Annotated in this window: 14 protein-coding genes; 3 read left to right on the plus strand and 11 right to left on the minus strand. The window is 66.1% G+C overall.

Going from position 1 to position 14703, the window contains the following annotated elements:
• Positions 1–35: 35 nt before the first annotated feature.
• Both purB and ACTIF2_RS09375 read left to right on the plus strand, forming a co-directional pair.
• Entirely contained in the window at positions 36–1343 is a 1308-nt protein-coding gene (purB, locus tag ACTIF2_RS09370) for an adenylosuccinate lyase (RefSeq protein ID WP_439496787.1), read from the plus strand.
• 3 nt (positions 1344–1346) lie between these two features.
• Positions 1347–1898 (plus strand): RBBP9/YdeN family alpha/beta hydrolase, encoded by a 552-nt coding sequence (locus ACTIF2_RS09375; protein ID WP_439496788.1) that lies wholly within the window; start codon positions 1347–1349, stop codon positions 1896–1898.
• Here ACTIF2_RS09375 and ACTIF2_RS09380 read toward each other — a convergent pair.
• The 11 genes from ACTIF2_RS09380 to ACTIF2_RS09430 form a co-directional block, all read right to left on the minus strand.
• The gene (locus ACTIF2_RS09380) at positions 1885–4182 is read right to left on the minus strand and encodes a DUF2235 domain-containing protein (RefSeq protein WP_439496789.1); all 2298 of its coding nucleotides are present in this window, start codon (positions 4180–4182) and stop codon (positions 1885–1887) included. The genes ACTIF2_RS09375 and ACTIF2_RS09380 overlap by 14 nt on opposite strands.
• A gap of 159 nt (positions 4183–4341) precedes the next feature.
• Complete coding sequence (locus ACTIF2_RS09385; RefSeq protein ID WP_439496790.1) at positions 4342–5457, minus strand: branched-chain amino acid ABC transporter substrate-binding protein; 1116 nt, start codon at positions 5455–5457, stop codon at positions 4342–4344.
• Positions 5458–5606: 149 nt separating this feature from the next.
• Positions 5607–5960 (minus strand): DUF6867 family protein, encoded by a 354-nt coding sequence (locus ACTIF2_RS09390; RefSeq protein WP_439496791.1) that lies wholly within the window; start codon positions 5958–5960, stop codon positions 5607–5609.
• Between the two features lie 13 nt (positions 5961–5973).
• On the minus strand, positions 5974–6705 hold the full coding sequence (locus tag ACTIF2_RS09395; RefSeq protein WP_439496792.1) for an ABC transporter ATP-binding protein: 732 nt from the start codon (positions 6703–6705) through the stop codon (positions 5974–5976).
• Complete coding sequence (locus ACTIF2_RS09400) at positions 6702–7583, minus strand: ABC transporter ATP-binding protein (protein WP_439496793.1); 882 nt, start codon at positions 7581–7583, stop codon at positions 6702–6704. The genes ACTIF2_RS09395 and ACTIF2_RS09400 overlap by 4 nt, the downstream gene beginning before the upstream one ends.
• Positions 7583–8965 (minus strand): high-affinity branched-chain amino acid ABC transporter permease LivM, encoded by a 1383-nt coding sequence (livM, locus tag ACTIF2_RS09405; protein ID WP_439496794.1) that lies wholly within the window; start codon positions 8963–8965, stop codon positions 7583–7585. Before livM ends, ACTIF2_RS09400 begins: the two co-directional genes overlap by 1 nt.
• Before the next feature lie 3 nt (positions 8966–8968).
• Positions 8969–9892: an ABC transporter permease subunit gene (locus tag ACTIF2_RS09410; protein WP_439496795.1), complete on the minus strand. Its 924-nt coding sequence runs from the start codon at positions 9890–9892 to the stop codon at positions 8969–8971.
• Between the two features lie 269 nt (positions 9893–10161).
• Positions 10162–11172 carry a 4-hydroxyproline epimerase gene (locus tag ACTIF2_RS09415; RefSeq protein ID WP_439496796.1) on the minus strand — a complete coding sequence of 337 codons (1011 nt, stop codon included), beginning with the start codon at positions 11170–11172 and terminating at the stop codon, positions 10162–10164.
• A 39-nt stretch (positions 11173–11211) separates the two neighbouring features.
• Positions 11212–12444, minus strand: coding sequence for an NAD(P)/FAD-dependent oxidoreductase (locus ACTIF2_RS09420; protein WP_439496797.1), 1233 nt, complete (start codon positions 12442–12444; stop codon positions 11212–11214).
• Positions 12441–12767 (minus strand): cupin domain-containing protein, encoded by a 327-nt coding sequence (locus ACTIF2_RS09425; RefSeq protein ID WP_439496798.1) that lies wholly within the window; start codon positions 12765–12767, stop codon positions 12441–12443. Before ACTIF2_RS09425 ends, ACTIF2_RS09420 begins: the two co-directional genes overlap by 4 nt.
• Before the next feature lie 11 nt (positions 12768–12778).
• Positions 12779–13681 (minus strand): dihydrodipicolinate synthase family protein, encoded by a 903-nt coding sequence (locus ACTIF2_RS09430; protein ID WP_439496799.1) that lies wholly within the window; start codon positions 13679–13681, stop codon positions 12779–12781.
• Between the two features lie 135 nt (positions 13682–13816).
• Here ACTIF2_RS09430 and ACTIF2_RS09435 point away from each other — a divergent pair, with 135 nt between their 5' ends.
• Positions 13817–14548 carry a GntR family transcriptional regulator gene (locus ACTIF2_RS09435; RefSeq protein ID WP_439496800.1) on the plus strand — a complete coding sequence of 244 codons (732 nt, stop codon included), beginning with the start codon at positions 13817–13819 and terminating at the stop codon, positions 14546–14548.
• Positions 14549–14703 lie beyond the last annotated feature (155 nt).

The following is a 14703-nucleotide window of genomic DNA, read 5'->3' on the forward strand; positions in this document are numbered from 1 at the left end:
CGCGGACGCAATCAAAATTCAACGCGAGTATTCCGATGATCCCGCGCTATTCCCGCCCCGAGATGGTCGCGATCTGGGAGCCGCAGACCCGGTTCCGGATCTGGTTCGAGATCGAGGCTCACGCCACCGACAAGCTGGCCGAGCTCGGTGTGGTGCCGAAGGAGGCGGCCGCGACGATCTGGGCGAAGGCGAAGGATGCCACCTTCGACGTCGCGCGCATCGACGAGATCGAGCGCGTCACCAAGCATGACGTCATCGCCTTCCTGACGCATCTGGCCGAGATCGTCGGACCGGAGGCGCGCTTCGTCCATCAGGGCATGACCTCCTCGGACATCCTCGACACCACGCTGTCGGTGCAGCTCGCGCGGGCGACCGATATCCTGATCGCCGATGTCGACGCGCTGCTTGCCGCAATCAAGCGGCGCGCCTTCGAGCACAAGCTGACGCCGACCATCGGCCGCTCGCACGGCATCCATGCCGAGCCGGTGACTTTTGGGCTCAAGTTGGCGCAGGCCTATGCCGAGTTCAGCCGCTGCCGTGCGCGGCTGGTCGCCGCCCGCGCCGAGATCGCGACCTGCGCGATCTCGGGCGCCGTCGGCACCTTCGCCAATATCGACCCGCAGGTCGAAGCCCATGTCGCGACGAAGATGGGGCTGACGGTCGAGCCGGTCTCGACCCAGGTCATCCCGCGCGACCGGCATGCGATGTATTTCGCGACGCTCGGCGTCGTCGCATCCTGCGTCGAGCGGCTGGCGACCGAGATACGGCATCTGCAGCGTACCGAGGTTTATGAGGCCGAGGAGTTCTTCTCGCCGGGCCAGAAGGGCTCCTCGGCGATGCCGCACAAGCGCAATCCGGTCCTAACCGAGAACCTGACCGGGCTCGCCCGGCTGGTGCGGGGCATGGTCACGCCGGCGCTGGAGAACGTCGCGCTCTGGCACGAGCGCGACATCTCGCATTCCTCGGTGGAACGCATGATCGGCCCCGACGCCACGGTGACGCTCGACTTCGCGCTGGCGCGCCTCACCGGCGTCGTCGACAAGCTGCTGATCTATCCGCAGAACATGCGCAAGAACCTCGACCGGCTCGGTGGCTTGCACAACTCCCAGCGCGTGCTGCTCGCTCTGACCCAGGCGGGCGCCAGCCGCGAGGAAAGCTATTCACTGGTCCAGCGCAACGCGATGCGCACCTGGGAGCATGGCGAGGATTTCCTGACCAACCTCAAGGCCGACAATGACGTCACCGCGAAGCTGTCGGCAGCGGAGCTCGAGGCGATGTTCGACGAGGGCTATCACTTCAAGCATGTCGACACGATCTTCGCCCGGGTGTTCGGGGAGGGGTGAACCATGAAATCCTCCGAAGCCGATATCCTCATCATCCCCGGCTGGTCCGGGTCCGGACCCGACCACTGGCAGAGCCGCTGGGTCGCCAAATTGCCGACGGCCCGCGTCGTCGAACAGGCCGACTGGTACAAGCCGGAGCGTGAGGACTGGTCGCGGCGCATCGTCGAGGCGGTGCGGGCCGCGACGCGGCCGGTGGTGCTCGTGGCGCATTCGGCCGGGGTCAGCGCGGTGGCCCATGCGGCCGAGCACCTGAAGCCCGGCGAGGTGGCGGGCGGCTTCCTTGTGGCTCCGCCGTCCGAGACGGCTAAGCGCGCCATTCCCGGCATGGAAGCGGCCTTTGCCGAGCATCGGCTGGAGAAGCTGCCGTTTCCCGCCATCGTCATCGCCAGCGCGACCGATCCCTATTGCTCGCAGGACGAGGCGCGGGCGCTGGCCGCGGCCTGGGGCGCCGAGTTCGTCGATGCCGGCGATGGCGGCCATCTCAACAGCGAATCCGGCCATGGGCCGTGGCCGGACGGTTTGCTGCGCTTTGCGAGTTTCCTCAAGGGGTTGTGACGACGCCTTTGGGCGGCGGCTCGATCTCGACCGTCGCCTCGCCCCGGTTATTGGCGTAGCCCGGCTGCCAGCGCCCGAAGGGCAGAACCACGTCATTGACGTAAAGATAGAGCGGGCCTTCGCGTTTCGGCGTGATCTGCGCCTTCAGCCGGGTTTCCGTTCCGGTCGGTAGCGACCAATCCTCGGGATAGAGCGGATACTCGTCGTCGCCGAGGCCGCCGATCCGCGCGATCGGCTGGTTCCAGAAGCGGCCGATCTGGCGCCGAAGCAGCACGAAGGCGCGATCCGAGATCGATTGGCTGTCGGATGGGGATCCGAGCGTGCCGGTCGGCGTTCCATCGTCGCTCCACGCCTTGTCGTCGCCGGGCGGGATGGTGAGGGTGATGGTGTAGCGCTTGCCCTTCTCCAGGATCGCGCCGTTCGACCAGCATGGATCATTGGTGCGGAACGGTGTCGCCGGCGTGTAGCTGGTCGGCGCCTTCCGGCAGATCAGCCCGCTCGAGGACGCGGCGCTGACCAGCACGCGGTTCAGCCCGGCCACGATCAGCAGGAGCGCGATCACGCCGGCGAGCGTCGGCATCACGACCCGCTTCAGCACGCCGAAGACACGCTGGTAAAGGCGCGAGCTGCGCAGGCGGAAGAGGTTGCTGTCGGGAAGCGGTGCGACCGTGGCTGGCGGCTTGCCGCCCGCTGCAGCGAGAGGGGCGAGCAGGGGACGCATGCGGTCATCGATCTCGGTCTTGAGCATGTCGCCGAGTTTGACCAGCAGCAGCAGGATCGCGGCCAGGATCAGGAAGGTTCCGGGATGGCTTCGATAGGTCGCGAGCCAGGTCTCGGCGAAGCCGGGCAGGAACGACCCCAGCGCGTCGATCGCTGGCGTGACGAAACAGGCCGGCCCCGCACAGACATCCTCCGCCGGGGTCAGCAGCGGTAGCGCGACCAGGAGAAGCGCGACGAAGATCGAGCTGAAATAGGCGACCCGCTTGGCCCAGACCAGGTTCCAGACCGATTCCTGCGCGTTGGCGCGGCTTTCGCCCTGCAGCCGGTGCTCGATCGGCAAGGCCGGCCGGGCAGGGCGCTTGCCGTCGGGCATGGCGAGGATGGCGCCGTCATTGCCGGCCACGGCATAGTGATCTGGCAGCACGATCGGCGCATAGCCGGTCACGCCGCTGGCGATGCGCTTCATCACGCTCTCATGGAGTTTGATCCGGTGGATCAGCACCGGATTGCGCGGATCGAGCGTGTCGAGGGAAAGCTCGACCAGCTTGCGCGGCCGGTAGCGATAGGTGCCGCCGAAGCCCTGGCGGGAATCCGCCATCGGTGCATCCGGATCGGCGAGAAGCCTGATCCGGTCCGGCTCGTTCGCGTTGAAGCGCAGCCCCTCAGTGCCCAGCGGCCCGCTTTCGCTGACCTGCTGCATCATCCAGTCCAGCGTGACATAGGCGAGGCCGTCGAGCGGGTAGCTGCCGCCGACATTGGAATGCATGCCGGCGAACCAGACCTGGCTGATGCGCTCGTCGGCGATCCGGTCGCGGGCCGGCTCCAGCGCCTCGTTCCACAGAACGGGATGGAAAGTGTTGCGCTCGTCGTCGAGCGCGAGCGCGTGGCAGGCTTTCAGAACGCGCGGATGCAGGTCGCGGTCCGGGACGGAAAGCGGGAAGATGGCGTCCCAGGCGCGGGTCAATTCGTCGATCGGCAGGCCATAGGCCGCGACGGTGTCCCAGAGGCCCATGAAGCGGACCTCGATCGTGTCGCGATGGGCGCCGAATTCGCGCTTGCGGTTCAAAAGCTTGTCGAGAGCCGCGAGGGCGGCGTCACGCAGGGCGCGGAAACCGGTGAGGATGGCGTGAAAGACGCGGCTCTTGCTGACGAAATCCTGCCTGTAGCGACGAAACGCAGCCTGCGCACTGCGCTGCATCTTGGCTTCGCCGCCCTTGGCGACCAGGCCCTGCTTCAGGATGAGGCCGGCAAGAATGCGGATCGTGAAGGCGCCGCGGCTGAAGCCGAACATGTAGATCCTGTCGCCCGGCCGATAGGTGCGGCTGAGCTGGACATAGAGATCGAGCACGTTGCGCTTCAGGCCGAAGCCGAAGGCGCCGCCCAGCATGGCGAGCGGCTTGAAGGTCGAGGTGCCGACCCCGTCATCGTAGAAGGCGACCTGGTCCTTCCGGGACAGGTCGAGCGCCTGGTACAGCCGGAAGACATTGGTCTTGAACAGGGCAGCGGCGCTGTTGCCGGTGCCGTCCGAGAGCAGGATGATCTTCCTGGGGTCGTGATCCGCCATTGCGTGCCCCCCGCGCGCCAATGACTGCACTTTACGGTGGGTAGCGTAGGGCGGGGATTGCGCGCCGCGCAAGCATGCGAATGGTTCAGCCTAAACGAAACCCGCCCCGGATCGCTCCGGGGCGGGTCTGATGTCGATCGCGGCGATCAGGCGCCGGGATCAATTCTCGACATAGGTGACCTTGCCGTCGGCCTGCTTCTTCCAGGTGTAGACGGTGTAGTCGGGGCGGGTGATGTCGCCCTTCTTGTCGAAGGCGATGTCGCCGATCACGGTCTTGACCGGCTGCCCGCCCTGGAGCGCGGTGGCGATCTTCTTGGGATCGACCGAGTTCGCCCGCTTGGCGCCTTCCGCCATGATCTGCACGGCGGCGTAGCTGTACAGCGTATAGGCTTCCGGCTTGAACTTGCGGGCCTCGAACTTCGCCAGGACGGCAGCCGCCTCCGGACGCTTCTGCGGATCCGGCGGGAAGGTCATCAGCGTGCCTTCGACACCGGGACCGCCGATCGTGGCGAACTCGTCGGTGGTGATGCCGTCGCCGGAGACCAGCACGGTCTTCAGGCCCTGGTCGCGCATCTGGCGCACGATCAGGCCGCCCTCGGTGTGCAGGCCGCCCCAGTAGAGATAATCGGCGCCGGCTGCCTTGATCTTGGAGACGAGCGCCGAGAAATCCTTCTCGCCGGCGTTGACGCCTTCATAGAGCACTTCCTTGACGCCGCCGGCATTGAGACCCTTCTTGGTCTCGTCGGCGAGGCCCTGGCCGTAGGTCGTCTTGTCGTGGACGACGGCGATCTTCTTGTCCTTGAAGTTCTTCAGGAGATAGGCCGAGGCGACGCCGCCCTGCTGATCGTCCCGGCCGCAGGTCCGGAAGGTGTTCCAGAGACCGCGCTCGGTGATCTTCGGGTTGGTGGCCGAGGGGCTGATCATCAGGATGCCGTTCTCGGCATAGACTTCGGAAGCCGGCATGGTGACGCCGGAGTTGAAGTGGCCGACCACCCATTTGACGCCGTCGCCGACGAACTTGTTGGCGACCGAGACGCCTTGCTTCGGATCGGAGACGTCGTCGCCGACGGAAACCGAGATCTTCTGGCCGAGCACGCCGCCGGCCGCATTGATGTCCTCCACCGCCTGCTCGACGCCGTTCTTGAGCTGCGCTCCGAAGGCCGCATTCGGACCGGTGATCGGGCCGCCGACGCCGAGCTTGATCTGAGCATTGGCCACGCCGGAAAAGGCGAGGACCGCGCCGAGCGCAATACCGCCCAACAGCAGTTTCTTCATGAGATGAGACTCCCCTGTATGTCACTATGAACGGGCCAGATGGTCGGTCCGTCTCGGCGCGTGGTGCCACCGTGAAATGCAGTCTTGCGCTTTTTCAACGGTCTGTCACGCGGCAAGCTCGATGCGGAATTTGCCTCTTTCGGAGGGGGTTAGCCGCCTTCACGGGCCTTCCAGCCGAAGGGGCCGGTGCGCTCGTAGAGCCAGCGATATTGCGTCGTCATCTGCCGGGTGCGGTAGTAGCGCCAGCCGGCGAACCCGAAGGCCATGAGCACGACCGTATCGATGACGTAATAGTGCAGCGTCAGCAGCGTCGCCTGGAACAGAGCGAAGTGGATGAAGCGCACGAAGAGGCCGAGCACCAGGATGTAAAGGACGAGCTGGAAGACCGGTCGCCAGGTGATGGCAACCGCCCGTCCGGTCATCCAGGCGGCCCAGCCGCCGAACACCACGGTCACGAGCAGGAACAGCCAGACTGTCGGCTCCTCGTAGATTATGCCTTGCATGGCCGTGCTCCGATCAATGCCGCCCGCCTTCGAGATAGGCCGACTGGACCTGCGGGTTCGCCAGCAATTCCTTGCCGCTGCCGCTCATGGTGATCACGCCGTTGACCATGACATAGCCTCGATGCGCGAGCTTCAGCGCATGGAAGGCGTTCTGCTCGACCAGGAAGACCGTCAGCCCCTGGGTGCGGTTGAGCTCGCGGATCGCTTCGAAGATCTGCCTGACGATCAGCGGGGCGAGGCCGAGGGACGGCTCGTCGAGCAGGAGCAGCTTTGGGCGCGCCATCAGGGCGCGTGCGATCGCCACCATCTGCTGCTCGCCGCCCGAGAGCGTGCCGCCGCGCTGCTGCAGCCGCTCGCGGATGCGCGGGAAGAGCACGCAGATCTTCTCGAGGTCCTCGTCGAAATGGCTGAGGTCGCGCAGAGCCGCGCCCATCTGCAGGTTCTCGTAGACCGTCATGCGCGGGAAGATGCGCCGGCCTTCCGGCGACTGCGCGATGCCGAGCCTCGCGATCTCGTGGCTCGGCATCTTCGTGATGTCGCGGCCTTCATAGGTGACCGTGCCCTCGCGGGCCTGCGGATTGCCGAAGATCGTCATCATCAGCGTCGATTTGCCGGCGCCGTTGGCGCCGATCATCGTGACGATCTCGCCCTGGTGAATGTCCAGATCGACGCCCTTCAGGGCGATGATCTTGCCGTAGAAGGTCTTGACCCCGCGAACGGAGAGCAGCGGCGCGGCGTCCGTCATTGCAGCCCAACCTCTGCTTCCACCGCGGCGACGTCCTCGTCATCGACGCCGAGATAGGCCGCGATCACCCGCGGATCGGCCTGGATCTCGGCCGGCGTGCCGTCGGCGATCCTGGTGCCGTAATCGAGCACCACGACGTGATCGGAGATCTGCATGACCACGGACATGTCATGCTCGATCAGCAGCAGCGCCGTGCCCAGATCCTTGCGGATCGAGAGCAGGAGCTCGTTGAGGTCGTGGCTCTCGCGCGGATTGAGGCCCGCGGCCGGCTCGTCGAGGCAAAGCAGCACGGGATCGGTGCACATGGCGCGCGCGATCTCGAGGCGGCGCTGGTCGCCATAAGGCAGGTCGGCGGCGGGGTCGTCGGCGCGGTCGATCAGGTTGATCTTCTCGAGCCAGAACTTGGCCTTCTCGACCGCCTCCTTCTCGCGCGCCTTGTAGCCGCCGATGCCGAGGACGCCGAGAAAGGTGAAGCCGGACGCAATCATCAGCGGGTTGTGCTGCGCGACCAGCAGGTTCTCGAGCACCGTCATGCCGCCGAAGAGGCGGATGTTCTGGAAGGTGCGGGCGACCTTCGCTTTCCAGGAGATCCTGAAATCGGGCATGCGCTCGAGCAGGTAGCTCGCCCCGCTGTCCTGCGTCAGCGTCATCATGCCTTCGGTCGGCTTGTAGAAGCCGGTGATGCAGTTGAAGACCGTGGTCTTGCCGGCGCCGTTGGGGCCGATCAGCGCGGTGATGTCGCCCTTGCGGGCCTCGAAGGAGAGGTCGTTGACGGCGGTCAGGCCGCCGAAGCGCATCGTCAGATGCTCGACCTTCAGAAGCGGGGTGCCGGGCGGCGCGACCGTAGTAGCGGTCGTGGCGGAAGCGATCTCGGTCATCAGCCGTGGCCCTCCTGGACCATGTCGGCCGAGATCGTCTTCTTCTCCTTGAGAAAGGCCGTCGGTTCGCGCGTCGAGATCAGCCCGCGCGGCTTCCAGATCATCACCGCGACCATGGCGAAGCCGAAGATCAGCATGCGGTATTTGGTCGGGTCGAAATCGGGGCCGAAGATCTGCTTCAGCCAGTCGAGCTCGCGCAGGAGCTCGGTGCCGCCGATCATGGCGATGGCGGCGATGGCGCAGCCCCAGAGCGAGCCCATGCCGCCGAGCACGACGATGGCGAGGATGATCGCCGATTCCATGAAGACGAAGGATTCAGGGCTGATGAAGCCCTGGCGCGCGGCGAAGAAGGAGCCGGCGAAGCCGCCGAACATCGCGCCGAGCGAGAAGGCGGTGAGCTTGGTGTTGGTGGTGTTGATGCCGAGCGAGCGGCAGGCGATCTCATCCTCGCGCAAGGCTTCCCAGGCCCGCCCGACCGGCAGGCGCCGCAGCCTGAGCGTCACGAAGGCGGTCAGCAGGGCCAGCGCCAGGATGACGTAATAGAGGAAGATGGTGCGGTAGAGCGGCGAGAATTCGAGCCCGAACACGGCCGCGAAGCCATTGTCGGCGGCGGTGAACGGGATGCCGAAGAAGGTCGGGCGCGGAATGCCCGAGATGCCGGCATAGCCGTTCGAGAAATCGACCCAGTTGATCAGGACGAGCCGGATGATCTCGCCGAAGGCCAGGGTCACGATGGCGAGATAGTCGCCGCGCAGCCGTAGTACCGGGAAACCCAGGAGCATGCCCCAGAAGGCGGCGAGGATGCCGGAGAGCGGCAGCAGGATCCAGAAGGACAGGCCGAAATTCTTGGCGAGCAGCGCGTAGGAATAGGCGCCGACCGCATAGAAGGCGACATAGCCCAGATCGAGCAGGCCGGCGAGGCCGACGACGATGTTCAGGCCCCAGCCGAGCATGACATAGATCAGGATCTGGACGCCGAAATTGTCGATCCATTTCAGCGCGCCGCCCCAGCCCGCGAGGTTGATCGCGATGATCGGGAAGGTGAGCAGGAAGCCGAGGCCGAACAGCGAGAAGATGCGTGAGTGGCGCTGGAAGAAGCCGAGCGTTCCGTGCGGCAGCAGCCGCACGGCCGGCTTGCCTTCGGTCTTTTTCAGCTGGCGCAGCGCCAGCACGAAGCGGCCGACGAAGACGATCGCGACGGCCCAGGCGACGGCATCCCAGCGCGGGTCGAGCTCGAGGACGTTGTTGATGTTCTGGCGCGTGCCCCAGGCGATGATCGGGATGCACAGGCCGAAGGTGACGAGCGCGGCGAAGGCGGCTTCCTTGAGCGCCTTCACCATGTCGGCCTGCCGGGCCGCCGGGGTCTGGGAGACGGGTGCCATGCGTCAGACCTTCTCGACTTCGGGCCGGCCGAGAATGCCCGACGGCATGAAAACCAGCACCAGCGCGAGGATGCAGAAGGCGGCGACGTCCTTGTAGTCGATGGTGAAATAGGCCGACCACATCACCTCGATCAGGCCGATCAGCAGGCCGCCGATCACTGCGCCGGGCAGCGAGCCGATGCCGCCGAGCACCGCGGCCGTGAAGGCCTTTACGCCGGGGGTGAAGCCGTCGGCGAAGTTCACGACGCCGTAGAGCACGAGATACATGACGCCGGCCACGGCGGCGAGCGCCGCGCCCATCACGAAGGTCACCGAGATGGTGCGGTCGACGTCGATCCCCAGCAGGCTCGCCATCTTGCGGTCCTGCTCGCAGGCGCGCTGGGCGCGGCCGAGGGGCGTCTTCTGCACGATGTACCAGAAGGCTGCGAGGAGCACGGCCGTCGTCACGATGATGACGATCTGCTTGTAGGAGATGGTGACGCTGTAGGTCGTGCTGTCGATCAGCGTGATCGACTTGTTCAGCATGGGCGGCGTCGACTTGTTGCGCGGGCCCTGCACAACCTGCACGAAATTCATCAGGAAGATCGACATGCCGATCGCGGAGATCAGCGGGGCCAGGCGAAAGGAGCCGCGCAGGGGCCTGTAGGCCACGCGCTCGATCGTCCAGCTCCAGAGCGAGGTGAAGAACATCGCCAGGAAGAGCACGGCGATCAGCGCCAACATGATCATGCCCGCCCCGGTGCCGACCACGGCCGTGATCAGCATGAAGAAGATCAGCGCGATGAAGGCCGAGAGCATGAAGACATCGCCGTGGGCGAAATTGACCATGCCGATGATGCCGAAAACCATCGTGTAGCCGATGGCGATGAGGCCGTAGATCGACCCCAGGGTCAGCCCATTGATGAGCTGCTGGAGGAATACTTCCATTGAGACGCCTAACCCCTCGAATCAGACCCGTTCTTCGGCCGGCATGACGCCGGCGCATGCGGGATGCGATTGCTACGCAGAGCTACCAATGGCTTGCGGTTGCGACAATCCACCCGGTCCATATTTCTGTCAAAAGCAATCTCGCGCGATTTGCTCTCGAAATAGGCAGAACTCTGTGCGGCGCAGCGCCAAATTGGCGCAAGATGATTGTCCGTTGTGCTGTGCAAAACCCTCCGTGGTCGCCAATAAGACCTGCTTCGCAAGCCTTCTCAGAGCCGATCCGTGACCTGGAAGCCGTGCGCCAGCGGATCGCGGTCGTCGATGAAGATCGTGTTGTAGCCGGTCATCCGGGCCCAGCCCTCGATCGAAGGTATAATGCCGTCGCGGTCGCCGACCTTGGCCGTCGCCTCGACGCGGCCGCGGAAGAGCGTGCCGATGATGCTTTCGTGGACGAACTCGTCACCGACCTTCAGCCTGCCCTGGGCGGCCCATTGCGCCATGCGCGAGGAGGTTCCGGTGCCGCAGGGCGAGCGGTCGAGCGCCTTGTCGCCGTAGAACACGGCATTGCGGGCATGAGCCTCGGGCTTGGTCGGCTTGCCGGTCCAGAGCACGTGGCTCAGTCCGTTGATCGCCGGGTTCTCAAGATGCACGAACTTGTACTTGGCGTTGAGCGCCGCGCGCAGCTTCGGACTCCAGCGCAGCAGGTCGGACGGGTTGACCTCGGCGATATCGTTGATCGCGGCCTGCGGATCGACGATCGCGTAGAAATTGCCGCCATAGGCGACATCGACCGTGACCTCGCCCAGCCCCTCGACCTCGGCGCTCAGGCCGGTCGCATGCAGATAGGCGGGAACATTGGTGATGCGGACGCTGTCGACATAAGGGCCGTTCTGGACATAGGTCGCGGTGACGAGCCCGGCCGGCGTGTCGATCTTGAGCACGCCTGGCTCGCGCGGCGTCACCAGCCCGCGCTCCAGCGCCATGGTGACGGTGCCGATCGTGCCATGGCCGCACATCGGCAGGCAGCCCGAGGTCTCGATGAACAGGAAGGCGATGTCGGCGTCATCGCGGGTCGGTGGATAGAGGATCGCGCCGGACATCATGTCGTGGCCGCGCGGCTCGAACATCAGGCCGGTGCGGATCCAGTCGAATTCCGCGAGAAAATGCGCGCGCTTCTCGACCATGTTGGCGCCTTTCAGCGCCGGGCCGCCGCCGGCGACGAGACGCACGGGATTGCCGCAGGTATGGCCATCGACACAGAAGAAGGTGTGGGTCGTCATGAGGTTGGCTCTATTGGCTCGGAAAATGATTCATCGCGATCAGAAGCGGCTCGGGCTGAAATAGCCGAGATCGATCGGGGGCTCCCGGCCGGCGATGAGATCGGCGACGAGGCCGCCGGTCGCCGCCGATTGCGTCATGCCGTAGTGGCCGTGGCCGAAGGCGAGGACGACGCTGGGATTGCGCGCGGCCTTGCCGATGACCGGCAGCGAGTCAGGCAATGACGGCCTGAAACCCATCCAGAGCCGGCCGCTGTCGAAGGCCGGCAGTCCGTCGACGAAGCGGCTCGCCTTGTCATAGAGCGCTCGCGTGCGCGCGTGATTGGGCGGCGCGTCGAGCCCGCCGAACTCGACCGCGCCGCCGATGCGCAAGCCGCTGTCGAGCGGCGTCACCACGAAGCCGTGGCCCTCGAAGCCGATCGGGCGCGAGGTCAGGCCGGTGACGCCCGGAAAGCTGACATTGTAGCCGCGCTCGGTGTCGAGTGGCACCGGGTTTCCCAATGCGGCAGCGAGCGGCTTCGACCAGGCCCCGGTGGCGATCACGGCGCGGTCGACGACGCGCTGCCAGCCGTCAGGGCCGATCAGGGCCGGGCGTTCGGCCATGGAGAGGTTGGTGACCTCGGCCTTCTCATAGGTCGCGCCGCGCGCCAGCGCCGCCTCGAACAGCGCGAGCGTCAGCTCGAGCGGGTCGCTGATATGGGCGGCGCCGGGATGGAAGGCAGCGCCGACGAAGCCGCTCTTCAGCGCGCGCTCGAGCTGGCGCAGCTCGTGGGGGCCGATCATCTCGACCTTGATGCCGAATTCGGCCTGTCGTTTCGCGATATGGCCGGCCTCGTCGAAGGCGGCCTTGTCGGTGAAGACGTAGAGCCCGCCCTTGCGGTGGAGATGCGCCGTCAGGCCTGTTGTTTCCGCCAGCTTCAGCCAGGCGGGCAGGGCGCGCTGCTGGAGCGCCGCCAGGCCCTGGATCGAGCGCTCATAGGCTGCCGGGCGCGCGGCGAGGAGGAAGCGCCCGAGCCAGGGCAGGAGCCGCGGCAGATAGGCCGGGCGGATCGAGAGCGGGCCGAGTGGATCGGTCAGGAATTTCGGGACCTGACGCAGGTTCTTCGGGCTGGCGATCGGCAGGATGTCGGTATGCGCCACCCAACCGGCATTGCCGCGCGAGGGGCCGAAGGCCGGCTCCTCCTTGTCGATGATCAGGACCTCGTGACCGTCGTCGAGCAAGGCATGCGCAGTGGCGACGCCGACGATGCCGGCTCCGACGATCGCGACCTTCATGACAGGCTGAGCTCCTTGAGCGCGCCCGGCCGCTTCACCTCGATCTCGACGAAGGCGATCGGATGCTGCGAGCCGTTCATCACGTCGTGCTCGATGCCGGCCGGCCGCATATAGGCCTGGCCCTGGGCGAGCGGCACGTCGGTGACCTTCGCGCCGTCATGGATGCTGAGCGTGCCTTCGACCAGCATGATCACGAAATAGGGCCAGCCATGGCTGTGCCAGCCGGTCACAGCGCCGGGCTCGAAATCCCAGCGCGTGATGCGGATCGCCTCGTCGTCCTGCTGGACGGTCGGGACAGCGGGCGTCGTGCAGGCGAATGCCATTGGGCCTCCGTTCAGAAGGAGGGCAGCGTCGGCCTCTTGGCTTCCGCCGCCTCGACGATGGCCGTCAGGCGCGCACGCTCCGTGCCTTCCAGCGCGATGCGCGGCGCGCGGCAGCGATCATTGGAGCCGATCACCAGCGCTTCGACCAGCTTGATGTTCTGGACGAGTCGAGCCGAGACGTCGAGGTCGAGCAGCGGCCGGAACCAGCGATAGATCGCGATGGCCTCTTCCATGCGGCCGGCCCGGGCGAGTTCGTAGATCGCCACGGTCTCGCGCGGATAGGCGACGACGAGGCCGGCGACCCAGCCGTCGGCGCCCATCGCCAGGCTCTCCAGCGCCAGGTTGTCGACGCCGGTCAGAACCGCGAAACGGTCGCCGCAGCGCGACTTGATCTCGCTGACCCGGCGGATGTCGTCGGAGGATTCCTTGATCGCGGTGAAGAGCGGCTCGTCGGCGAGTTCGGTCAGCATCGCCGGCGGGATGTCGACACCGTAGGCGACCGGGTTGTTGTAGATCATCACCGGCAGGCCGCCGGCTCTGGCGACGGTGCGGTAATGGGCCGCGGTCTCCCGCGGCTCGGATTTATAGGGAATACCGGGCAGGACCATGAAGCCGGCCGCGCCGGCCCTGGCGCCATCCTCGGCCAGCTTGCAGGCCGCCCGGGTCGAGCCCTGCGCGACGGTCAGCAGCACCGGGATCCTGCCGTTCGCGACGCGCAGCGCCGTCTTCAGGACCTCGATCTTCTCCTCTGGCTCCAGCGTGGAAGCTTCGCCCAGCGAGCCGGCGACGATCAGGCCATGTACGCCGGCCTCGACCTGCAGCGCGAAGCAGCGCTCCATCTCGGCGATGTCGAGCCTGTCGTCGGCGGTGAATTTCGTCGTGACGGCGGGGAGTACGCCGGTCCATTTCGTCATGGCAGAATGCTCCTTGCGCGCAGGCCTGTTTCGCTTGCAGATTGCAGTTCCATTGTCTTTGGCCTGTTTCCCGGAGATTGATATATCAATGCTGAACATCGCGTCAATCCTGGGCCTGCGGTGCTGGAGGGCAAGATGACAGGCAAGATGACAGGCAAGACGACAGGGCAGCCGGGCTCCGATCCTCGCTCTGCCGCGGAGGAGGATGATGCGCGTCTCGGGTCGTCAGCGGCGACGAGCCTGGCCGAGATCGCCTACCGCCGACTCGAGGAAGCGATCGTGACGCTTTCGCTGAAGCCAGGCGCGATCCTGACCGAGGCCCAGCTGATCGATCTGGTCGGCGTCGGCCGCACGCCGGTGCGCGAGGCGCTGATCCGGCTGGCGCAGCAGGGGCTGGTCGAGATCCTGCCGCGCAAGGGCGTCGCGGTCACCGACATCAACGCGATCGACATCATGGCGGCGCTCGATGCACGCGAGGTTCTGGAGCGGCTGATCGTGTCCGATGCGGCGAAGCGGGCCAGCCCGGGCGAGCGCATCGCCATCATCGACAAGGCGCGGGCGATGCGCGCGGCGGCCGAAATGGGCGACGCGAACGCCTATATGCGGCTCGACAAGGAGCTCGACGCCATGGTCGCCGCGGCGGCGCGCAGTCCCTATGCGACCCGCGCGGTCGAGCCGCTCCAGGCCCTGATCCGGCGGGCCTGGTATTATTTCGAGCGGCAGGACGATCTCGTGCCGGCGGCGACGCATCATGTCGCCTTCGCGCAGGCGCTGGCGACGGCCGATCCGGTTGCGGCGGGCGCGGCGAGCGACGCGCTGATGCTGCATCTGCGCAACGGCCTGCTCGCGACCCTGAGGCGCGATTGACGAGCGCGGAGGCGGCATCGGGCTGCACGAAAGCTACGTTGATATATCTTCCTCGACAACCTTGAGGCGCATCGCGGCGTGGTATTACCGGCATGTGCTGGCCTTCGCCCCTCAAAGCCCCTACATCAGCCGGCAAAGACCCTCACTCCTGTAGA

The organism is Allobosea sp., from assembly GCF_051860145.1.
In the GTDB taxonomy this organism is placed as follows: domain Bacteria; phylum Pseudomonadota; class Alphaproteobacteria; order Rhizobiales; family Beijerinckiaceae; genus Allobosea.